Raw genomic sequence first — 23757 nt, 5'->3', positions numbered from 1 at the left:
CATTTTTGGTATCATGCTGATGATATTCCAGTATCACCCTAATGATACTCCATGATGCGATAGGAGTCGGCGGAGCTATATCCCCTCTATGGCTTCTCCCTTTCCTATCGTTTGTGCGGCGCAATGCGTATAAGACTTTTCACCGATGAAAGCGACTTCCTCCTCTTCACTCCCGTTTGCTTGTCCATTTTTCTACTATGCACTGACATTTGTTATTGAAATGTTTTGATATGTCATTAATAGTTGCTAAATTTGTCTCATCAATATAACTTAAAACAGTGGTACTAGCCAGCCTAATTAGTCCAACGGGATTATAACTTAAACTTTATCAGTGAGTTAGTGAGCAGAAATATTACCCTCTCTTTTATTCGTAAAGGATATTCCGTTAAGGCTTTCTCTATGTACTCCGTTCAGTAAGTGAATATTCTTTTCAATCATAGACAGTAGAACTCCCGATGCGGAGTAGAGTCATTCTGTCGTCATAAATAGTATTTATAACTTTATGAAGAAAATCTTTTTGACTGCTGCTGTAGCGCTAGCAACGATCTTCTCTGTTAGTGCGCAAGACTACACGCAGTATGTGAATCCTTTCATTGGTACAGGTGGTCATGGTCATGTCTTCCTAGGTGCTAATGTTCCATTTGGTAATATCCAGGCAGGTCCAACGCAAAAGAAACAGGGTTGGGATTGGTGTTCAGGCTATCATTATAGCGATTCAACAGTGATTGGCTTCGGTCAGATGCACCTTAGTGGTACGGGTATTGGCGATCTTGGTGATGTTTCTCTATTACCTATGACCAATCCTTCACAGCGCGAAGTGAAGTTCTCGCATAAAGCAGAATATGTCCGCCCCGGTTATTATTCGGTGATGTTAGCTTCTGGAATTAGGGTAGAGTTGACCGCAACCCAACGTGTAGCCTTTCATCGTTACTCATTCCCAGCCGATGCTACGAAAGGTTATATAGCTTTGAATCTTGCACAAGGGATTGGATGGGATAAGATGACTTCTTGCAAGTTCAAGCAGGAGTCAGATAAGACCATCACAGGATTCCGCATGTCTGAAGGATGGGCTAAAGACCAGCGAGTTTACTTTGTTGCGGAGTTTTCCGAGCCTGTTAAACTTGAAGAGAATGAGCGTGATACAATAGGAATATTCTCTGTTGCCTCAACCAATCAGCCGCTTTTAGTGAAGGTGGGTATATCTGCTGTTAGCGTAGAGAACGCTCGAGAGAATCTGCAACAGGAGCTTCCTGGATGGAACTTTGCAAGTGTTGTATCTAAAGCGAATGCCGTTTGGAATCGTGAGCTAAGTAAGATTGCAATTAAGACACAGGACGAGCGTGCGAAACGTATATTCTATACGGCACTTTATCACACGATGATAGCCCCTTCAGTATTTAGTGATGTGAATGGAGAGTATCGTGGGGCAGATGGTAAGACGCATAAGGGTGACTTCACTGATTACACCACCTTCTCTCTCTGGGATACTTATCGTGCAGCCTTCCCCTTGATGACGCTTATTCAACCAGAGATGCAACGTGATCTTGCGGAGACAATGCTACATATCTTCAAGCAGCAAGGTAAGCTCCCTGTTTGGCACTTGATGGGTAATGAAACAGACTGTATGGTGGGTAATCCTGGTATTCCTGTACTTGTTGACATTGCTTTGAAGGGATTTAATGTGGATAAGAAGGCGGTCTTTGAAGCGGTTAAAGCCTCTGCAATGAGAGATGAAAGAGGTATGGGACTATTGAAGAAGTACGGTTATATTCCTTGTGATCTCGACCCAGAGAAGGAGACGGTTGCTAAGGGATTAGAGTATGCACTCGCTGATGCTTGTATCGCCAAACTTGCTAAGCAGTTGGGTAAGACAGAGGATTACAAGTACTTCTACAAGCGTAGCCAGTCGTATCGTGACTTCTATTTCGATAAGCAAACAAAGTTCATGAGAGGCGTTACTTCTGACCATAAGTTCCGTGAGCCATTCGATCCATTCAGCACTGTTCATCGTCAGGATGACTATACTGAGGGTAATGCTTGGCAGTATGTTTGGTTAGTTCCACATGATGTTCACGGGCTTGTAGCTGCCTTTGGTGGTGAGAAACCATTCGTCTCTAAGCTCGATTCACTATTCATTGTCAATGGTGATATGGGCGCTGATGCCTCACCAGACATTACTGGTTTAATTGGTCAATATGCGCATGGTAACGAGCCAAGTCACCACATTCTCTATATGTATAACTATGTTGGGCAACCTTGGAAAGGGGCTGACAAGATACGTTATGTTTTGGCTAACTTGTACCATGATGACTTTGATGGTTTGAGTGGAAATGAGGATGTTGGACAGATGTCAGCATGGTATATCCTGTCTTCGGTAGGCTTCTATCAGGTTGATCCAGCCGGTGGTCGTTATGTCTTTGGATCGCCACTCTTCGATGAAGCAACATTGAATGTTGGTAATGGAAAGACCTTCCGCGTAGTTGCGCATAACAATAGTTCCGAGAATAAGTATATACAAAGTGCGAAGTTGAATGGCAAGCCTTATACTCGTTCTTACATTGACTTCAAGGATATTGTACGTGGTGGAACACTCGAATTTGTTATGGGGAATAAGCCTTCACAATTCGGTGTTAAGCCATCAGATCGCCCTTAGGCAATGATCAAACACTAGTAAAATAACCTATCCGATACGCATGACTCTATGTCATTGAAAGCCTTTGGCGAGTCATGGGTATCGACCTTTAATTACTTAAGCAAGCTATGACTGATTTTAATAACGTGGTTTCTCAGTTCCGTATAAACGGCATTGTAGAAAGTGTAAGCCCTATTGGTAACGGGCTAATCAATGAGACGCTGCGAGTGTCAACAATAGGGAAAGATACTCCTGATTATATATTGCAACGCATTAATGATGCCATTTTTACTGATGTTGAACTCTTGCAACACAACATTGAACTTGTTACTTCTCATATTCGCCAGAAGCTGATTCAACAGGGAGAACAGGACGTTGAACGTAAGTGCTTACAGTTTATTAAGACCACAGATGGGCGCACTTATTATCAAGATGTGTATGGTCGTTACTGGCGAATGAGCGTCTTTATTCCTGATTCTGTTACTAAGGAAGAGGTGAATCCTGATAGTGCTTTCTGTTGTGGAGAAACCTTTGGTAATTTCGAGAAGATGCTAGTCGACTTGAAAGAACCGCTCGGTGAGGTGATACCAGACTTCCATAATATGGAGCTTCGTATGCGTCAGTTACAAGCAGCAGTAAGTGCTGATGTTAAGGGAAGAGCATCTAGTGTGCAGGATATTATAGATGAGTTATATCGTCATGCGGATGAGATGTGCCTTGCTGAACGCCTCTATCGTGAGGGCGTATTGCCTAAACGCACCTGTCACTGCGATACAAAGGTTAATAACATGCTCTTCGATGAATCAGGAAAGGTGCTTTGCGTGATAGATCTTGACACTGTTATGCCTAGCTTTATATTCTCTGATTATGGTGACTTCTTACGTACTGGTGCTAATAATGTAGCTGAAGATAGTGACAATTATCAGGCTGTTGGATTCAAAGAGGACATTTTTAAATCCTTCACAGAGGGTTATCTTAGTAGTGCGGGTAGCTTCTTGACGGAAGTAGAAACGAGTCATTTACCTTATGCAGTAGCCCTCTTCCCCTTTATGCAGTGTTCCCGTTTCCTCGCCGATTACCTTAATGGGGATGTATACTTTAAGACTAAGTATGCGGAGCACAACCTTGTGCGCTCACGTAATCAGCTCTTACTCTATCGTGATGTGCGTAAACATGATCAGATGATGGTTGACTTTGTTCAGAAAACATTAAGACAATGAAACAATTAGAAGTACGAAGAATAGATTGTCAGCAGGTTAATGTTGCTGATATCCCAGCTCTTTTTAGAGCTGAAAAGGTTACTTATCAGAAAATAGATACGGTTGATTGGGCTGCTGATTACCCTTATTGTCCACAAGTAGAGTTTGCGATTGCCCATAAGGGGGATGCTATCTTGCTCCATTATCGTGTGGAGGAAGATTGTGTGAGAGCCGTCTCTGGAACTGACTTAGGTCCTGTTTGGGAAGATTCTTGCTGTGAGTTCTTTGTCAGTCCAGATGTAGAAGGAGGCTATTATAACCTTGAGACCAATTGTATAGGAACTGTTTTGCTTTGCAATGGACAAGGTCGTGAAGACAGATTGAAAGCCCCATCAGATGTATTAAATGCCATTGAGCGTTGGTCATCACTAGGTCGTGAACCCTTTGAAATGAAAGAGAACAAGCAGAAATGGGAACTTGCTTTGGTCGTCCCAGTAGCTTCTTTCTTCCGTCATAACCTAAAGAACCTCTCCGGGAAGACAATGCGTGCTAATTTCTATAAGTGCGGTGACAAGACAACAAAGCCTCATTTCCTATCGTGGAATCCGATAGACTTGCCAGCACCCGACTTCCATCGCCCCGACTTCTTTGGTGAGATTAGATTCTTATAGAGTGTTCTTCACTTGAGTATCAGTGCTCATAATCACTGATAAAAGTTAATAATCAGTAAGCAGCTAACCTGTATTTTCGGGTTAGCTGCTGTTTGTTTGTTATGTTGTAGGCTTCTCTTCTTCTATGATTTCAGCGTCTTCAACATCCTCATTAGCGAGTTTGAAGCCTTCAACTATCTTACTCTCTTCAGCCTTCTCAAATGCTTTTCGAATATAATAATTACGTATAGAGAAGAGCAATTCGATAACTCCATAACACATGAAAGCCCATCCTATCACTTTTAATGGTAGTGCCGCTGCCTCTATTGGTTTGTGTATTGAGAAGATAGCGACAATCAAGATGAGGGTAGGGAGAAGCCAGAGATAGACAGGAACATGTGCATACTGCTTTGAACGGGCAAGTATTATGAACAAGTTAATAGCACCGAGAATGAGCAAAGCAGCAAGGATATAGACCATACCAATAACGAATGTCTCGGGCATAATGGCTAGGATAATACCTAAAACAACGCTTCCTACTCCTGCAAGAGGGAATGAAGGCGACTTCAAAGCATCTGTCTCCTCCTTCTCTGCTTTTGCCTTTCTTTTTGCAATACGTTCCTTTTCTACATAATAGATGATACATGAAACCGCTCCCGAGAGGAAGAAGAGTAGACCGATGGTAATGGTTAACCATGTCATTGCTCCTTGGTTATATTTCACCAAAAGGAATCCTGTCACTGCCATAAGAATTGCTCTTATAGCTGATATTTGTAGTACTTTCATGGCTACAAAAATACAAAATAATCTCTATTCCAAGGCTTTACTCGTAAACTAATTGCTACTTTTGCACAAAAAAGAAGGAAATAAATGACATTATTATATTTAGTTCGTCATGGTGAAACTGTTGACAATGCGCATCACATCATGCAAGGACAAACACAGGGAGAACTGAATGAGAAGGGTATTAAACAGGCTCAAGAGCTTGCAGAACAGCTCAAGAAAGAACCAATAGATGCTTTTGTGTCAAGTGATCTGAGGCGTAGTATTCATACTTGCGAGATTATAGCTGCTCCCCATGATAAGCCTGTTTGTATAACTCCATTATTACGTGAGCGTGACTGGGGAGCCTTCACTGGTAAGTATATACCTGACTTATCCAATCTGAAGAATCCGATATTATGGCCTAAAGATATTGAGAGTATTGATGCAATAAAGGGTAGGGCAGCAGAGTTTATAGCGTGGTTACGTGCAGAATATCCCAATCAGAAGGTGCTTGCTGTGGGTCATGGTATTATTAACAAAGCTATTCAGAGTGTCTATTTCGATAGGCCCATGAATGAGATATTACCAATGGGTAATGCTGAAATTCGTATGCTTGAATTATGAAAGAAAATATATTTCAGTCTGTATGTAATATCTTTTTCTTTTTACCCAAGCTACATCTATGGTGTAATATAGTCTTAATTCAAAGGTTGTAAGGCATAACTTATCCTATAAATAAGACTATCGTCTATAAGAAAATAGATTATTTTTACTTGAAGTTTAATTTATTATGAAGATAAAAATAATCTATTTCCTATACGAAACATGGCTTATCTATAGATTACTTAGTTCACAAGTAGTACTTAAACTTGCCGTTTCTATTATTGTACTTAGGAGTCTGTACCCACATAAAGAATTAATATGAGAAACAAACTAGGACTTTTAGAAGAATGAGTGAGGTTAGGATAGATGTGATAAGAAACGTCTTACTTCTCGAAAGGTAAGTCTCCTTCCACCCAGATTGGCGTATTCTCCTCATCAAATCCATCAGTTGTTGAAGAAGAGACCGATAACCCCATTAAACGGATAGAATGCTTTTTATAGTCTGTTTCGCTGAGCAATAATTTTGCAAGTGGGAGTATATCATGCTTTGTTTGTAGGATTTTTCCTTGTGTTAAGCTACGTGTTATCTGCGTCGTTGCATCCCATTTCAACTTTAGAGTGAGTGTTCTTCCTTCAAATTGGTTTCTTGTCAATCGTTCTACAAGTTCTAAGGTGAGATGGTAAAGTTCTATTATAATCTTTGACTCAATATGTAAGTCTTCACGAAAAGTACGTTCACAGCCAACTGATTTACGTTCTCTACTTACGATTACAGGTCGTTCATCAATGCCACGAGAGAAATTATAATATATCTTCCCCATCTTTCCAAAAACCTGGATCATATGATTGTAAGATATATTACGTAATTGTTCACCTTTAAAAACTCCCATTTCATGCATCTTGGCAGCAGTTCTAGGTCCAACACCCCATAACTTTTCAATAGGAAGACTGCCGATGAAATCCATTGCACGATCAGGATGAACAATATAAATGCCATCGGGTTTGCGCATATCTGAAGCAATCTTTGCTAATAGTTTATTATAGCTAACTCCAGCTGAGGCTGTTAACGAAGTCCTTTCAAGAATCTTCTGTTTTATCTCTTTGGCAATGTCTATAGCCATCGAAATACCTTTCTTGTTCTCTGTCACGTCGAGGAAAGCCTCATCTAAAGAGATTGGTTCAACAAGATCTGTATACTCATGGAAGACTTGATGAATCTGCCTAGAAACTTCCTTGTATCTATCGAAATGGCAGGGAACAATTATTAAGTCTGGACAACGACGCTTAGCTTGTACAATGGACATAGCTGAGTGAACACCATAAGGGCGGGCTTCATAACTAGCCGTAGATACTACTCCTCGTGGCCCATCATAACCAACAGCTATTGGCTTGCCACGCAGTTCTGGATTATCTCTTTGTTCTACAGAAGCAAAGAAGGCATCCATGTCTATATGAATAATTTTACGCATTACACACCCTGATTCACGCACAAAGATACTGAGAACTATAGAAAGATACACTTTTCTAACTAATAAATAAATAAAAAAAAGTACCTTTGCAAAGAAATAACAAAGACAACACTATAATAAATAAATCCAAGTTGAGTTATACTATACAAACGAGACTAACACAAGAAGAAATGGACATATCAACTAATATTGATGCCATGGGGAGGCTGCAACGTAGCCTCAAACGAGCCTTTGATATTATATCATCGCTCATTGGTTTCATTATTTGTTCTCCATTATTCATCATTATTATTCTCTTACTAACATATCAAAACAATGGTTCTGTGTTCTTTAAACAAGTTCGTATCGGATATAAAGGGAAACCTTTCACAATCTATAAGTTCCGAACAATGAGTAGTATTGTGGAGGAAGAGGGACCTCAGCTTGTTGCAAATAGTGATAGAACAAATTCTACTCGATTAGAATTGTTCCTGCGAGATCATCATTTGGATGAGTTACCTCAATTATGGAATGTACTTTGTGGAGATATGTCGTTTGTTGGTCCGAGACCAGAACGTCAGTACTTTATAGATAAGATACAGAAACATACAGACCGCTATAACCTAATTTATCAGATGCGACCAGGACTTACATCTGAGGCTACACTCTATAATGGATATACTGACACTATGGAGAAAATGCTACGACGTATGGAGATGGACATTCGTTATCTACAACATCGTTCGCTATGGGTAGATTTTATCATTGTTGTTAAAACTATCCTTAATATTATCATAGGCAAGAAATTCTAACAATGGAAATGAAGAAATATATTCTATTCGTATTACTCTTAGCATGCTCTTTAGCTGGCTTTGCGCAATCCTCTATGACCGATACGCAAGTGATGGAATTCGTTCAGAAAGAGCACAAACGTGGTACTTCACAGGCTCAGATTGTGACCAAGCTGATGCAGAGCGGCGTCGATATCTCTCAGATTAGGCGTGTAAGAGCAACCTATGAGAAGATGCAAAAAGGTAATGCTGCGTTTGGTGCTGTATCTGAAAGCAGCACAGGAGACCGTAGTCGTAGTAACAATGGGCAGAAGCGTCCTGGGCAGAACAAGCGTCAGGTTGCAGAGAATACACTCGACGACTACAACAATAGTGAGCAGGAGATGAACCGATACTCTGATGGTCGAATATCAAATAATCAAACGTGGGAACATACATACGATGAGAATGATGGCGACTATCTGAAGATGCAATCGGAGATAAATGATTGGATGCCACAGGACACTGCTGTATTGTATGAGAATCTTTTAAAGCAGTTAAGCCGTAATCGCAAGAAAGTCTGGGGACGTGATATCTTTAATAATAAGAGTTTATCATTCGAGCCGAATATGAACATGGCATTACCTCGTAACTATCGTTTAGGCCCTGGTGATGCTGTATTCATTGATGTCTATGGCGCTTCACAGAAATCATATCAAACAACAGTTGCCCCTGATGGAATCATTACCCTAGATGGTTTCGGTCCTATTCAAGTGAGTGGCTTGACTGTAGCACAGGCAAATAATCGTATCAAGCAGAAACTAGGAAAGAGATACAGTAGTTCCAGTATCCGCCTCTCGGTGGGGCAGACACATACTATCATGGTGAATGTTGTTGGTGAAGTGAAGACCCCTGGTACTTATACACTATCAGCCTTTGCAACCGTATTCAATGCCCTTTATATGGCGGGAGGTATTGGAGATCTGGGAACATTACGTAATATAAAGGTATATCGTGGGGGTACGCTCATAAGCACCGTCGATGTCTACGACTTCCTTCGTCGGGGTCATTTGAGTGGCAACGTACGCTTGGCAGATAATGATGTCATTGTCGTTGGTCCTTACGAGATGCTCGCTCAAGTGAGTGGAAAGGTCAAACGACCAATGTTCTATGAGATGAAACGAGGCGAGAGCTTGGGTACCTTGATTAGTTATGCAGGTGGATTCGCTGGCGATGCCTACACCCGTTCTGTCCGTGTACGCAGAAAGACGGGTCGTCAATACTCTATCTTTAATGTCAACGAGTTTGATATGCGTAACTTCCGGGTGGCTGATGAGGATTCCGTTAGCGTTGATTCAGTGATACCTCGTTATGAGAATATGGTTGAAATTAAGGGAGCTGTGTTCCGTCCAGGTATGTATGAGGTTGGTGGACGTATTAATAGTGTGCGTGAACTGGTAGAAGCTGCCGACGGATTAACTGAAGTTGCATTTGCTCCACATGCTGTATTACATAGGAAGAAGGCTGATCGTACATTGGAGGTAATATCTGTAGATATTGATGGTATCCTTACTGGGCGCATAGCCGATGTCCCTCTTCAGAATGAGGATGTGCTCTTTATTCCAACCAAGACAGAAGCGCAAGAGCAGCGAACAATCACAATTCATGGGGAGGTGCTCTATCCTGGAATATATACATATGCTGACAATGAATCTCTAGAAGACTTCATCTTGCAAGCTGGTGGACTGAAGCAGACCGCCTCAACTGTAAGGGTAGATGTGTCACGACGTATCACCAACCCACAAGCACTTGAGCCAGATTCTATTATAGCACGTACTTATTCGTTCTCTCTCCGCGATGGCTTTGTCATAGATGGTGCACCAGGATTTGTATTAGAACCATACGATGAAGTTTACGTGCGTAAGAGTCCTGGCACATCAATACAGCAGAATGTGTCTGTGGAAGGGGAGGTTGTCTTTGCAGGGAACTATACCCTCACTTCACGTAAGATGCGTTTGAGTGATATATTCAAAGCTGCTGGCGGTGGAACTGACCTTGCGTATATAAAGGGAGCACGCCTAGAGCGTCGCCCAACACCTAGTGAGCGTGTTCGTATGGAGGCTGCTTTCAGAACTCAAATGGAACAACAAAGCAAGAATATAATGCAATTAGCTATTAGGACAAAGGATGCTGCCGTATTGCAAGCAGCACAAGAAAATAGCAAGAAAGCTGAAGAGAAGTTCCAAGTACCTGATATGTATCCTGTTGGTATAGAACTTGATAAGGCGATTGCCCATCCTGGTAGTGATGCAGACCTTGTATTGAGAGAAGGTGACAGACTCATAGTTCCACAATATAATGGTACCGTCAAGATTAATGGCGCAGTTATGTATCCAAATTCTGTTGGTTACGTAGAAGGTAAGAGTGTTGCTTACTATATCGACCAAGCTGGTGGCTTTGCCAGTGATGCGAAGAAGAGCAATACCTACATCCTATACATGAATGGAATGTTAGCAAAGGTAGGTCACAATGCCAAGGTACGTCCTGGTTGCGAAATCATTGTACCTACGAAGATACAAAGCCGTATGGGGCTTGCTGAAACGCTCAGCATTGGTTCCAGTGCAGCTAGTATCGCAGCTGTCATTGCCACGATAGCTAATTTGCTAAAATAAGAGATTAGATGTTATAGCAGCGATTGATGCTATATCGTTTCAACATAAAACGGTAGACTTATATAAGGTATATAGGTCTACCGTTTTGCTATGAATTATAAGACAATAATGTGTTTTGTATTGTTCTGTGTCGGGACATAATAAGTCGGATGACAACGGATAACATTAGGAAAAGTCGTTCCCTGTGGTGGAACATCAACGTTCCAGCACGGGAATATCAACGTTCCAACGGCGGAACATCAATGTTCCAGCGTGGGAACATTGGCTTTCCAGCGGCGGAACAAAGAGCGTAGAATATGCATACAAGAAAAGACACTGATATAAACGCACCATTTTACGCAATATGATGATTCCTGATAGATCTGTAGATGAAGCTCTCACATATAAAATAAAAGGGGACTAAAATCCTCACTTGATTTCAGTCCCTTTTATATCTTAACCCAGGACGCTGGTAAGGGAAACTGGCAGTCGTCCATATTCAACCATCGTTTAGGAGCAATAACCACCTTTTCGCTATTCTGATTGAGCCACGCACCCCACCATGAGAAAGAAGAGTTTGCAATGATATTATGTGCACAACACGACATCAACTGCATATCTCGGTAGCTCTCAACACCTGTGTTCCATGTCACAGAGATTACAGGAGCCTTCAGATACGGCTGAAGATGCGTCTGACACCATGCAATGTCATTACTAAAGATACAAAACATGGAGGGCGTAACATACGTACACATCTTATCAATCGCAGCCCGATAATAGTCGAGTTCGCAGATTCCTTGATAAAGTTGATTACCTATATAATCACCTCTCCTTACGTGTATTGCAACGCTGTTCTTATCTAATTTCCTTAACAAAGATAGGTTCTCTGTGCGCTTAAATGCTGGGAAAGTAAAGGCTTTCAATACCTTCTCCCGACACGCTACAAAGTATCTTTCATCCTGCCAATAGCCATCGAAGTATCTGTTTCCCTCTCTTGTCAACACCAACTCATCATAGCGAAAGGTGGAACTCTCCAAACACATCGTCCTGCGCCGAGGTAGAAGACGTTTACCAATACGCCATAAAAGATAGTTGGGGTAGTAATAGGCAATGCGCATGATAGCTGCCGCAGACGCCTTCTGTGCGGTCAATGAGAAGATACGCTCCAGTTCGAAACCATTATGTAGGTGATAGCCATTGAAGCAAGAAAGGTCGAGCGCCACTCGCTCCTTTGGGAATGACTCTTGCAGGGAGAGGTATAGAGCATACTGAAACATCTGATTGCCTAAGCCACCTAATATCTTTACTATCTTCATTTGCGGATTATTTTCTTTATTATACATTTCAGATTAGAGTGCATAACGACCTTATTGACCCACAAGCAACATCTTAACAGGAGACGATACTTATACTTTGAACTAAGAACAGAGATATCTTCTACCTCCGTTTGCTTGATATCTATCCGGTTAGTTATCTTATCGTCATGATCATTAAAAGAGTCAACATGAAGACTATCTACGAACGTTCTGCGCCTTCCCTTTTGTAGACGATAATACCAATCAACATCAACAAGCCAGCGGAGTCGGCTATCAAAGTAGGTTAGATACTCTCGTCTAAAAGCGACACAAGAGCAAGGACCAATGACATTACAAAGGAAAAGGAGCGAAGGAAAGCCCGTGAAGAGCCTCATCACAGCTCCTGAGAATACATTAGGCTTAAGTACTCCACCATTGAAGACCTTTACACGAGTCACAACTACGTCGTATCCCATTTGAAAATGCTCATTTAATGAAGTCAGATAATCGTCTTCTTCGAAAGCCTCATCGTGATGTAACACAATAACAAACCTACCGCTTGCTAACTGTAAGCCACTGTTCCAATTATTAACAGCGCCTGCTGAGGGTATATGATGCCGATAAACGATAGATGAATCATTGACCATTGACACGTAATCCGATATAGATGAATCTTCGGAATCATCTACTACTATAATCTCATAGTCCTTGAAGTCTTGCTTACATACAGAACTATACGCACTCTTGAAAAGGTCGAGATTATTATACGTCGGTATTATTATCGTGAATGTCTTCATTCAGTTCTCTTTTACAAGCGGTCTCATTAATCAGATACCAACTTAATATCAATAATGCAAAGGTATAGGTGTTATCGAAGCTTCCACCCCAGAATAGATCCAAGGTTAGACCGATAAACAATCCTAATTCTACTGAATAACGTCGGTATGCCTTATATCTTAATAATGTCTTGACAATACTTACGAGGAAAAATAACAAGACTATGACACCAAAGCTATAGCCAATAGTTAGGATACATGACTCGGTCACGCCATTGGCTATCAAATGAGAAGGTGTACTAAAGTCTTGGTTTTCATCCAAATGGATATTGAAGAAGCCATGTCCTATCCATGGGTCTTTGCCTATCTCCTTTATGAAATGGAACCAAATAAACGCCCGATAGAAGTTGCTTAGATTAGAGAACATTGTGACAAGTGTTGCCATAAACACAACGATAATACTTGACACATACAGCCCGACCATCATTATCTTATTTCTATACAAGCGTAGGTAATACATCGTTGCAACGACTGCACCGATGATAAGATAGCGATAAGAACCAGATAAGATAAGGTTGCCTATCATCGACGCAAGTCCTATGTAGAAGACAAGCTTATTCACCTTCTTCTGATTAAGCATATAACAAGCACTCACGAAGGTGACACTTCCCGAATATAAAGCATTACCCTTAAAACCAGGGAAACGTGCAAGTGCCTCGCCAGGGCGCACTGGTGGCAGTTCAGTCCATGGTACATTCACTCCTACAAGGAATAAGAGATTAGTGCCAAAGTCAAGGATAAAGATGATAAAGACGAAGATGCGCAACGCTTCCAAGCACGATTTCTTATCCTTAACACCCATGAGAAGGATGCAAAGAAAATAGAACTGTCCCCAATAAGCTATATTCCAAGACTTCAGACCATTGCATAATGCGAAATAGATCCCGACACCCAAGGATAGACAAATAAACAGAAAGAAGATTGGAGTGTACCTTAGATTTCTTAAGAAGGTGGTGGGCGAGAGTATCATTAACAATGAAAGGGCAAATAACCCCATAGGAACAATACCCGTACCCAGTATCTGTGTAAGGAAAAGAAAGAGTGCAAACAACGTATAACGTACTTTCTCTGACATCACTTTACCTCCTTCCTAACAACAAAGAATGTGTAAACTAAGAACATGAAGAAAGATACGATATAGGAAACTAATACTGCCATAGACAGCCCATTAGCCCCACTACCTCTCTGACAAAGGATGTATGTGCATCCTATCAACAATATTGCCCACACGACATTGATACCAAAACATTGCCACATCTTGCCCAAGCTATACACAGCCATCTCAAGAACGTTAGCTAAAGCAGAGAAGATTGTTGAGATAGCCAGTATCTGTAAGGGGGCTGAATTATTATAGGTCGTACCATACAGGCGCATGATAAAACCACCGAATAGCATTACGCCTATTGCCAATAACAATGCTGTAACACCTACTATCAGCATATTATACTTCAAAGTAGACACAAAGGAGGTCTTTTTCTTATGTAGACTGGACAGGATAGGAAGAACTATTTGACTGAAGGCGGTGGGAATGAACAAGATAATAACTTTCCATTGGTCGGCTGCTTCAAACACTGCAAGCTCTCGGAAGCCATCTGTCCTGACAAGTATGGAACGTATCAACCAGAAGGAAGGAGCGATAAGTAGGGAAGAGAGTGCCGCTGGCAGACTGTAAGTGTACAAGATAGAGAAATCCTTCAGACGGAGGTTCTTTATGCTTAACTTCTTTATCTGAATAGCAGAAAAGTTCTTATTAATGGAGAGATGGTTCATAACAAAAATCAAGATGAAACCCATCCCGAAACCAAGTACAGCTCCATTTACCCCAAAATAATAAGCACCAAGGATGGTCAAGACCGACTCCAAGATACTTCCCAACAGTGTGTTAATAGCAATAGCCTTAAAGTTCTCGAAGCCCATCAAGGCCCCATTCTGTACGCCATTGATAATAGAAAAGAACAACAACACCGCTCCTACTCTTACAGGTAATACAATACTTGCATGGTGAAGGATATTATTAGCAATGAACGGTGCACCTAACAGTATCAAGATTGCCGTGATGATAGCCATTAAAAGGCCAAAGCAGTTTGTTGCAGCATAGACAGCTGGAATCTTATCAGCCTGATTCTCCCTATATTCTGCTATATACTTAGTCGACGTAACACCTAAGCCTGCAGAGCCAAGGACGATGAACATATTAATAGTGGAGCGTACCATAGAGAACTCTCCGTATGCTTCTTTCTGCAAGATATGGGCACAGATGATGCCTACGACTAAGGTAAGGAACTTCGCTAAAGCCGTTCCTGTAAACGACCATACCAGCCCCTTCCCCATTCTTCGTGATATAGAAGAAGAGTTGATACGAGTTATTATATCCTTAACAGTTATCATCAATTATTCGCCCTTTGCTCCACCAAACAACAATGAGAAGTTACATACAACGAACGTAACCATCATACTAAGGAAAACAACGATGAAGACGAAGGCCATCCGCTTTGGTCCTGCAGGCTTGACAGGCACTGATGCGCTCTGAACAATGGTAAAGGAAGGGGTATGCTCCTGTAACTTTGCCTGTGCATTCTGTAGTTGTGTGCTCAGCGCACTATAAGCATTAAACTTCAACTGCATATCATTCTCCAAGTCATCACGTTGTGACTGAAGCTCTTGCAAGATAACATCTTGGTTGGCATCAGAGAAGGAAGCATACTTCTGACGTGCGTTCTCATACTTCGTCTTCGCCTCTGCTACCAACTTTGTATAATACTTCACGTCATTCTTCATCTTGTTTGTTTTATAGTTGGTGATGAAGTCCTGTAGTTTAGCTCGTACCGAATCAGCAATCGTTGCACTAATCAATGGGTCTTGATCTTCCACTGAAATCGTTATCAGACCAGTCTTGATATCAATGTCACATGCAATGTTTCCCTTTATCTTTGAGAATATTTCGTCTTGCTTCTTATTGAGCATAAAGGGGTTAACAGGCTCTGTTGCAGTGGCAAGACTATCGTTATCACCAAACTTCTTCGCTATCCATCCGATTGCCTTACCGTATGGTGAGTCTTTCTGATGACTGTAAAGATAATCATAGTAACTTGCCTTCACCGACCCATCTTTTGTCTCTACAGGAATCTGTAGCAGACTCTTTATAAACTCATTCGACTTCATCAAGTCTGGATAAAGACTGGGTTGCAAAGCATTACCAGATGCTACATCACCAAGATCTACGCCAAAGGAAGAGGCAATAGAGCTTAGTTTCCCCCCGTTCTCAGTATTATCCATCTCTGGAGCGAGCGATATGTCGCACTTATAATAGCGTGGGACAGGTAGAATCACTAAGATAGAACCTATCAAAGCAACGACAAACACGATTACATAACGTAGCCAATCATGCTTGAGCTTCTTGAGAAAGGAACTGACTGCAACACTCTCCTTCTTATTGTCTTCCATTGAATCTATAATTTATTCTGTATTTATCTTTAACCATTAACTGTAACATCTAAATAGTAACGCATTGTTAGCTGTTTTATTGTGCTAACTCTTTGTGGATACCATTGATGCCCTCCTTGTTTACTCAATAAGGCTGTCTTATGTCTTTCTTATCAGATTATATAGGCGCTGACGAATAGGTAAAGGCATTATGCGGGTGGTAAATCGGATAACAACACTTTGGCAGAATATATGAAAGGGGATGTACCCCATCTTCAGCATTCTTACCAATATGCGTACCTCATCACAAGCATAAGACCAGCCGCCTCGCTTTGCCACAGTCGCTTCTGAATATCGGAACCACAACAAAGACTGCTGAATATTATGAAACTTACAGCCGTTCTTTAACATTCGCAACCAAAGGAAATAATCTTCAGGGAAATACTCTGTGAGATAACCACCTACTGCCTGCACTGCAGCCTTCCTATACATCACTGTCGGATGATTAACAGGACATCTATAACGAGCATACTTCTTTATATCTTCATACTGTTCAGGCACTTTCCTTATCGACCTGACTTGCGTCTTATCCTTGGTAAACTCATCTACCCAAGAGCCTATCACGTCATAGTCTTCATGTGCCTTTAGCCAGTTATACTCTGTTTCAAATCTATTAGACTTGCATATATCATCCGCATCCATACGGGCTACAATATCGTATTTACATAACTGTAAGCCATCATTTAAGGTCTTTCCTAACCCACGGTTCATGGGATACGCCACCACTCTTAACGCCGGATATTTTGACTGATATAACTTTATAACATCATACAACGCCTCTGTCAAGGGTCCATCCTCTAATAGAACAACCTCACCAGCCTCCACAGTCTGCGTAAAGATACTCTCTAAACTTTCACGAAGGAAAGCAGGATTATCTTTCTTATAAACGGCCATTAAAACTGATATGTCAATACGTTCCATCACATTGATATCTAAGATGTATTTTACAAAAAATACTTAAAAGAACCGTTCACAGCCTAAGCCTCATGACGACTCCATTAGTATTCTTTAGCTACAAATGTACAAAAAGAAAATAACAAACAACCATTCATGGTAAGAAGATTTCGTAAAAACAATTATTAGAAGAGATTTATTCTACTTTTTCCAATACTCGAATACAATATAATTACAAATATTGAGTTTTATTAAATATAAGATTATAAACGATATGTCGACATACACTTTAATCAGCCTTTTTGCCTTTACCATGAGTGCTATCTGTGGATTCTTTATGATTCCACAAATACTATCTTTTTGCAAGAAAAAGCATTTGTATGATACTCCCAACGCACGTAAGGTACACAAGAATGCTATCCCGCGTTTAGGTGGGGTATCGTTCTTACCTAGTATGCTTATTGCTTCTATTGTTGCATTACTCGTATGGTCTTATACTAGCAAAGGGAACAAGATTGCTATAAGCCCATGGAGTGTATTCTTTGGCTTAGGCATTACTGTTATTTATCTGACAGGACTGATTGATGATATATTTGGTGTTCGTGCAAGAGCGAAACTGCTCATGCAAATAATTGCAGCGTGCTTATTACCTATTTCCTATCTATACATTAATAACCTCTATGGTTTCTTAGGTATCTATGAACTACCTATGTGGGGAGGAATGTTACTGACCATTGGTGTCTTAGTATTCGTTATGAATGCTATCAATCTTATTGATGGTATTGATGGACTATCGGCAAGTTTGGTTCTTATTGCATTATGTGGACTCTTCTTCCTTTTCCTTCGTGAGAATCTAGGAATCTATTGTATCTTAATTGCAGGACTGATGGGTGTACTTATTCCCTTCCTTTATTATAATCTTTTCGGTAGAGTGGAAAGAGGACAAAAGATATTCATGGGTGATTCTGGTAGTCTAACACTTGGATATATTCTAGGTGTTTTGATGGTTAAATTCTGTATGTATAATCCACATGTTATGCCCTATCAGAAAGATTCAATTATTCTTTCAGTAACATTATTAATTGTACCTGTTTTTGATGTGTTTAGGGTTATTATCGTACGATTATTACACCATAAGCCTCTTTTTCGACCTGATAAGAATCATATACATCATAAACTCATCCGTACTGGACTTACACAACGTCAAACATTACTCAGCATCCTCTCGCTTGCACTTTTATACATTGTTATTAATATAGCATTGTTCAATCATCTTCTTGTCACATGGATAATTTCCATTGATATCATCTGTTATATCTTATTCAATTATATGTTAGACATGAGGATAAAACAGAAGGGTTTGTCTCCTTTTCAAAGTGAATAATGACATTACTAATATATCACAAGGTTTTAAAACTTATAAAAATAGAGTCTTACACTACCATCACCTAATATCAATTTATCTCCCTTTAATCTTTCTATATTGAATATTGGTGTTAAGTTTTTTACGCCATATAAACTCAAAGAAGAGTCATAAGTTGTGAGCAGATGATCGCCATTTTCACGATCAAAAAGGTAAGGTGAAGACAATACCAACTGATTATTGTTGATATTAAAACGATAAAGAAAACTATTGTGTGTACCGGTTTTATCTTCTAGCTGTAAGAGTTTTGCTTGAAACGACCAGAATATTACTTCGTTACTCACATCTGTGTGTGTATTTGTTACAGACTCCTCGATTCGAACTAAATGCCACATTCCCTCTAAATCACCAGCGTCATTATCAGTTTCCAAGCTGCATGAAGAAAAGAGAAGAGCTAACACTGGTAACAGAAAAATTAATTTATTTGATTTAAACATATCTTTTGCGTATTATAAACATTCAACAATCTATACCTTATTTATTCAGCAATCCACGTTTACTAAGCGTTAGTTGTAAGCCATAATTAGGACCTTCAAGAATACCACCAAAGTCAGTCCCAATACCCAACTTTACTTCTGTACCTCTTAACCAATTACTTGTTTCACTTCTATTAAACATATAAGAGGTTTCACCTAGCAAACTAACATTATGCTTCTTATGTGTATAAGGTTTTTCATAAGTTCCCAATCCCTCTTGCCAAGTCGCTAGAAAGCGCCACTTAAGACGGTCTGTAGGATGCCCACCTAAGGCTAAGTGGAATGCAATAAAGCGATTGTCTTTGAAATAAATAGTACCATCTTCATTATAGATAGGCGATCGATAAAGCGGATTACCCATTGCTTGCCCCCAATGCTGATAGCCTGGAAAGATGTAATGATTATAGTAGTTGTCTTTTCCTCCTATATGGTCAGGCACTGTGATAGTGTGGTCATGATAGATTGGACCGCTCTGATACTTACTATAAATATATTCAACAACAACGTTATTCAGCCAATGGTCTGGTTTATACTTATACTCAAAACCTAACATCCAATCCTTAAAATCATACAACAAATAACGTCGTTTCTTCTTTTGTTGCCATTCCGTTCCTTCTCCATAACCATCATAATCTAACTGAAACATTGAAGAATGGTCTTCAAAGAACTTATCCGCATAGACGGAAACACAACTCCATTCACCTTCATAGTTTAATCGCATGCCCCAACTTCCTAGTTGATCACCCTCCACGTTTTGGTAGGTTGTCTCTCCATTGTCTGCTCCTCCAGGTAAAAAGGCATACCAGAAGTCACGTACACCAGTTCTGCCTTTCGATGGAATAAGATTCCCATGCCCATCAGGAAGATAAGAGATTCCTCCAAAAAGTGATACCATCTCTAGTCCCATCTCTAATGACCAAGGGCAGAACACTTCCTCGTTTCCAATCTTCAAGTAACCAGCTTTAGAATGAAAAAGCACCTTATCAGAATATTTTGACTGCAAACGAGTGAAGTCATGTTGCCAGTTCTTATCGGTCAACATACCATAAGCTATGTGTCCTTTAAGGTGTAGCCAACCATTAGCAAATGGTAAGGTCCAATAGTCACCGAGTGCTAATCGCACTTGTGGAATCGGTCGGGCATTAATGCCCAAAGTCTGTGAACCTGTACTTAAATCAGCATTCTTCATTTCCATTGGTTGTTCCTTTGCTCCAATAGTCAACGTTCCATGCCACCAACTTCCTTCTAAGTAGGCTTGTTGAATAATAACTTTACTAGTATAGTTTACTGGTGCAATCACATCAACACCATAGCCAACTCCAAACCTGTGTCCTGCATCTATATTCAAGGGGCGCTCTATTGCCCCACGCATATAGCCATTCATTACATCCAAAGAACTCAATCCATACTTATTAGCATTCAGCCACAAAGGAGTTTTCCCTTTCGAGAAACTCCCTTGCAACTCCAGTGTATATTCTAATCCTTTAAGTAACTGTACACGGGATGTATCTCTATTGTCTCCTTCCCAAGATTGCGCCCTCAATACACTTGTGAGTAGAATGACAGACAAGGATAAAAGAAGTTTTTTCATATTATAAAGCTAATTCTTTAAATAGACATAGGCTGTGCAGCAAGAAGTAAAATAAGACTTTTACAATCTACATACACATATTCTCTCCTGCAAAGTTAATAAAAAAAAGGGAAATAGCAAACGAATATTTCTTCTTCGACTTTAGGATTACACCTTATTATATTAGGGGTATATCTTCCTTTTCCAACATATTATACACCTTTAGGGAAAATCCCCCTCTATGTAGGGGAAATCCTTTTAGGATGCTAAATAATATTTGTTCCTTTGCAACATGAAGACAGGGATTGGATGGCAAAAGCCTCTCTAACACCCCTAGTTATTCACCTATAAAGATTGAAAAAGTATGAAGAAGCTTATATTAACACTCATTGCAACACTTGTTCTCAGTGCCTCTGCAAATGCTATGAGTTACGAGCAGGCTCGCATACAAGCCCTCTTCTTAACGGACAAGATGGCTTATGAATTAAATCTGACCGAGGAGCAATATGAAGCCGCATACGAGATAAACCTCGATTACCTCATGAGTGTAAACTCTATGGTTGACCTCTATGGAGCTAACTGGACGCATCGTAATATGGATTTCAACTACATCCTCTGCGATTGGCAATATAGAGCTTACATAGAAGCTAATTACTTCTATCGCCCATTAAGGTGGGATGCTGGTTACTGGCACTTCAGTGTTTACGCAAGATATCCACGTCGTGATTACTATTACTTCGGTCGTCCAAGTTTCTATTCTGCTTATCGTGGAGCTCATAGTTGGCGTATGAATGGTGATAGAAGTTGGTATTATGGCAGAGATCTCTTCTACGGAAGAAACAATAGTAACTATTATGGTATGCGTGACAACTTCAATCGAGGATATTATAACAGGGGTTACAACAATTACAGCTCATACGATTATAATTATCCACAAGACAATCGTCCACGCAGCTTCGGAAATCAACAACGGAGTACATTTGAGGGTTCTATGGGTATGAATCGTACTTATGAGCCACGTGAAAGTTCTACCCGTACAACTGTTACACGCCCTAATAACAATAGTGGATTTGGTGCAGGTCATAGCTTCGGAAATGCTACTAGAGGTAATGAACCAACACGTTCTTTTGGCAATCCAAGCCCATCTTTCAGTACACCAAGAGGTAGTTTCGGTAATGGTTCGTCGTTCGGTGGTAACCGATCAATGGGTGGAGGATCATCAAACAATGGTTCTGTCTTTGGTGGACATAGATAAATAAAGAATTAAAAGAGAGTTATAAAAATAGGTGTAAATACTAAAACAACCACTAGAAAACTTAATTAGAGAGTTACAAAACATAGCTGACAAGCTATTTAATGACAAGACTCAAAAAAGGTTTAAATACTAGAGACTAGATATTGATAGTAATTAGTTCATCTTAAAAGGTTTTAGATTGTGAAAGAGGATTTCATAAGAAAGAGAAAAGAACACTAAGGATTAAAAGAGATGTAACAATCAGAGAGTTATTTAAATGAAGGAGAGAGGAGCCTCACGAGATGTGACGCTCCTCTTTTATTATGCTCTTTTCGGCTATTGATAACCATAAATTCTATTATACGTCACATTCGTCTATCTTATAAGATATGCCTATTACATAGGAAAGGTGCATCTAAGTAAATAAGAAAGTATGTATATGTCAAAGAAAAAATAGTTTATTTTTATCAAAAAACTATACTATTTCGTGCGAAAAAATAGTCTAATGTTATTTGTATTAGAGTTTCTTCTCAAATATTGAAGAGCATTGATTGGAAGAGAGAATGGTTCCTTTTAAGATGTAGATAGTCCTTATAAAAAGTATAAAAAAGAAACAAGGGAAACTTCTCTGGTGCCCTCGTTTTCTCTTATAGATTATTGGTTAAAACATTTCCAAGTATGAAATAAAATATTTAAATTTGCAGAAAAATAGGTGATGCAGTATCAAGTGACTTGTAATAAGTGCCATCGTTCATTTGCTATTACCAGTGATGGAAGCGATAGGATGCATTGTAATTGCCCTTATTGTGGGCAGCCTTTACTTGTAAATTTGCCTGCAATAGCCCAGCCAGTAATGCCTTCTGTACAGTCAACTAATTATGATGTGCAGGATAAAGGCGGGGACAATTCTTCTATAAAGGTTCTGTTATGTGTGTTAATTGTCCTATTTCTTGGAGGTTTTGCTACCTTTGGCTTTATTTATTGGCAGCAACAGCAAGAGAATGAAAGGAAACTTTTTGCAGCACAACGTAAGGCTCATGCAGACTCTGTTATGCAAATCCGTACAAAGCAGCAGATACAGGAAGCTGCGGTAAAACGCAAGGCTGATGAACAGAAGTCTGTGTGTTCTTTTCTAGATTCATTCTATCGGAAAGCTGTATTTATATCAGGCGATCCAAGTTACTATGTACGTTATTTAACCCCATATTGTCAACAAATGGTGTTTGGGGTTGACGCTTATGATGAGGGTGAAGATGTATGGGGTGAATGGTGGGCTGCCTTTGGTAATTTCAATAATGAGTACGATTTTGATGAATTGCGTCGTAATCTACAAATTACGCCATTAGGTGATGACTGGTATAAAGTTCGCTTATCAGAGCATGGTATAACGGTGTTTAGAAAGATTAAAGTTCAGGTAACAGATGGACATGTCCTTATTGATGACGTTAGATAAAACGAATGAAAGGAGGTAAGTAGAGAATGCAATTTCAAATTATTTGTAAACATTGTCATCGTTCTTTCGTGATAACATCAGAAGGAGGAAAGACTTTGAAGTGTAATTGTCCTTATTGTGGAGAGAATATGGTTGTTGCTACTCCTAATACAGAACAGTTCGTACAAGGTGCTTCAAATGCACAAGCTGTGCAGGATTCGTCGTCTGTTCTCATGGATAATGTCGCAAATAAGGCAATATTACAGACGAAAAACTATAAGTCTATAAGTGGAGTAGGGAAGACAACAATAGTCGTTTTTACAATTTTGTTTGTTGGTATTTTGATCTTATCTTCACTCTTATATATTATATTTTCAGCTATGTCGAATTAAACAA

Annotated in this window: 21 protein-coding genes; 11 read left to right on the top strand and 10 right to left on the bottom strand. The window is 40.0% G+C overall.

What is annotated here, in order from left to right; all coding sequences use genetic code 11:
* Positions 1-502 precede the first annotated feature (502 nt).
* From O3603_RS07020 to O3603_RS07010, 3 genes are all read left to right on the top strand, one after another.
* Positions 503-2653: a GH92 family glycosyl hydrolase gene (locus O3603_RS07020; protein WP_371521774.1), complete on the top strand. Its 2151-nt coding sequence runs from the start codon at positions 503-505 to the stop codon at positions 2651-2653.
* A gap of 107 nt (positions 2654-2760) precedes the next feature.
* A complete protein-coding gene (locus O3603_RS07015; protein WP_371521772.1) occupies positions 2761-3852 on the top strand; it encodes a phosphotransferase enzyme family protein in 1092 nt (363 codons plus the stop codon).
* Complete coding sequence (locus O3603_RS07010; protein WP_371521770.1) at positions 3849-4502, top strand: carbohydrate-binding family 9-like protein; 654 nt, start codon at positions 3849-3851, stop codon at positions 4500-4502. The genes O3603_RS07015 and O3603_RS07010 overlap by 4 nt, the downstream gene beginning before the upstream one ends.
* Before the next feature lie 99 nt (positions 4503-4601).
* Here O3603_RS07010 and O3603_RS07005 read toward each other — a convergent pair whose 3' ends face one another.
* Positions 4602-5267 (bottom strand): DUF308 domain-containing protein, encoded by a 666-nt coding sequence (locus O3603_RS07005; protein ID WP_371521768.1) that lies wholly within the window; start codon positions 5265-5267, stop codon positions 4602-4604.
* Between the two features lie 84 nt (positions 5268-5351).
* Between O3603_RS07005 and O3603_RS07000 the strand changes: the two genes are divergently transcribed.
* Positions 5352-5870 (top strand): histidine phosphatase family protein, encoded by a 519-nt coding sequence (locus O3603_RS07000; protein WP_371521766.1) that lies wholly within the window; start codon positions 5352-5354, stop codon positions 5868-5870.
* A gap of 362 nt (positions 5871-6232) precedes the next feature.
* Here the strand turns inward: O3603_RS07000 and dinB are convergent, their stop codons facing one another.
* Complete coding sequence (gene dinB, locus O3603_RS06995; RefSeq protein WP_371521764.1) at positions 6233-7318, bottom strand: DNA polymerase IV; 1086 nt, start codon at positions 7316-7318, stop codon at positions 6233-6235.
* 170 nt (positions 7319-7488) lie between these two features.
* Here dinB and O3603_RS06990 point away from each other — a divergent pair, with 170 nt between their 5' ends.
* The 3 genes from O3603_RS06990 (at position 7489) to O3603_RS06980 (ending at position 11032) form a co-directional block, all read left to right on the top strand.
* A complete protein-coding gene (locus tag O3603_RS06990) occupies positions 7489-8109 on the top strand; it encodes a sugar transferase (protein ID WP_371521762.1) in 621 nt (206 codons plus the stop codon).
* An 8-nt stretch (positions 8110-8117) separates the two neighbouring features.
* Entirely contained in the window at positions 8118-10739 is a 2622-nt protein-coding gene (locus O3603_RS06985; RefSeq protein WP_371521788.1) for an SLBB domain-containing protein, read from the top strand.
* Positions 10740-10888: 149 nt separating this feature from the next.
* Positions 10889-11032 (top strand): hypothetical protein, encoded by a 144-nt coding sequence (locus O3603_RS06980; RefSeq protein WP_371521760.1) that lies wholly within the window; start codon positions 10889-10891, stop codon positions 11030-11032.
* Between the two features lie 135 nt (positions 11033-11167).
* On the opposite strand, the gene O3603_RS06975 is transcribed toward O3603_RS06980, so the two are convergent.
* The 6 genes from O3603_RS06975 to O3603_RS06950 form a co-directional block, all read right to left on the bottom strand.
* A complete protein-coding gene (locus O3603_RS06975; RefSeq protein WP_371521758.1) occupies positions 11168-12034 on the bottom strand; it encodes an alpha-1,2-fucosyltransferase in 867 nt (288 codons plus the stop codon).
* Positions 12031-12810 (bottom strand): glycosyltransferase family 2 protein, encoded by a 780-nt coding sequence (locus O3603_RS06970; RefSeq protein WP_371521756.1) that lies wholly within the window; start codon positions 12808-12810, stop codon positions 12031-12033. Before O3603_RS06970 ends, O3603_RS06975 begins: the two co-directional genes overlap by 4 nt.
* Entirely contained in the window at positions 12776-13924 is a 1149-nt protein-coding gene (locus tag O3603_RS06965) for a ligase (protein ID WP_371521754.1), read from the bottom strand. Before O3603_RS06965 ends, O3603_RS06970 begins: the two co-directional genes overlap by 35 nt.
* Positions 13924-15237 (bottom strand): oligosaccharide flippase family protein, encoded by a 1314-nt coding sequence (locus O3603_RS06960; RefSeq protein ID WP_371521752.1) that lies wholly within the window; start codon positions 15235-15237, stop codon positions 13924-13926. Before O3603_RS06960 ends, O3603_RS06965 begins: the two co-directional genes overlap by 1 nt.
* Positions 15238-15240: 3 nt before the next feature.
* The gene (locus O3603_RS06955) at positions 15241-16293 is read right to left on the bottom strand and encodes a chain-length determining protein (protein WP_371521750.1); all 1053 of its coding nucleotides are present in this window, start codon (positions 16291-16293) and stop codon (positions 15241-15243) included.
* A 138-nt stretch (positions 16294-16431) separates the two neighbouring features.
* Complete coding sequence (locus O3603_RS06950; protein ID WP_371521748.1) at positions 16432-17253, bottom strand: glycosyltransferase; 822 nt, start codon at positions 17251-17253, stop codon at positions 16432-16434.
* Between the two features lie 247 nt (positions 17254-17500).
* Between O3603_RS06950 and O3603_RS06945 the strand changes: the two genes are divergently transcribed.
* Positions 17501-18610 carry an MraY family glycosyltransferase gene (locus tag O3603_RS06945; RefSeq protein WP_371521746.1) on the top strand — a complete coding sequence of 370 codons (1110 nt, stop codon included), beginning with the start codon at positions 17501-17503 and terminating at the stop codon, positions 18608-18610.
* Positions 18611-18636: 26 nt separating this feature from the next.
* On the opposite strand, the gene O3603_RS06940 is transcribed toward O3603_RS06945, so the two are convergent.
* Both O3603_RS06940 and O3603_RS06935 read right to left on the bottom strand, forming a co-directional pair.
* A complete protein-coding gene (locus O3603_RS06940; protein ID WP_371521745.1) occupies positions 18637-19086 on the bottom strand; it encodes a lipocalin-like domain-containing protein in 450 nt (149 codons plus the stop codon).
* Between the two features lie 37 nt (positions 19087-19123).
* On the bottom strand, positions 19124-20716 hold the full coding sequence (locus tag O3603_RS06935) for a capsule assembly Wzi family protein (RefSeq protein WP_371521743.1): 1593 nt from the start codon (positions 20714-20716) through the stop codon (positions 19124-19126).
* Positions 20717-21059: 343 nt separating this feature from the next.
* On the opposite strand from O3603_RS06935, the gene O3603_RS06930 reads away from it, so the two are divergent.
* The 3 genes from O3603_RS06930 to O3603_RS06920 all read left to right on the top strand — a co-directional run bounded on the left by O3603_RS06930 (position 21060) and on the right by O3603_RS06920 (position 23753).
* Complete coding sequence (locus tag O3603_RS06930) at positions 21060-21950, top strand: hypothetical protein (protein ID WP_371521741.1); 891 nt, start codon at positions 21060-21062, stop codon at positions 21948-21950.
* A gap of 694 nt (positions 21951-22644) precedes the next feature.
* Positions 22645-23382: a hypothetical protein gene (locus O3603_RS06925; RefSeq protein WP_155716135.1), complete on the top strand. Its 738-nt coding sequence runs from the start codon at positions 22645-22647 to the stop codon at positions 23380-23382.
* 26 nt (positions 23383-23408) lie between these two features.
* Complete coding sequence (locus O3603_RS06920) at positions 23409-23753, top strand: large-conductance mechanosensitive channel (RefSeq protein WP_371521739.1); 345 nt, start codon at positions 23409-23411, stop codon at positions 23751-23753.
* Positions 23754-23757 lie beyond the last annotated feature (4 nt).

This window comes from Prevotella sp. 20925_1_30, from assembly GCF_041433025.1.
GTDB lineage: Bacteria > Bacteroidota > Bacteroidia > Bacteroidales > Bacteroidaceae > Prevotella > Prevotella vespertina.
Note: the sequence above shows the minus strand (reverse complement) of the source record. Positions and strands in the feature narration are given on the sequence as shown.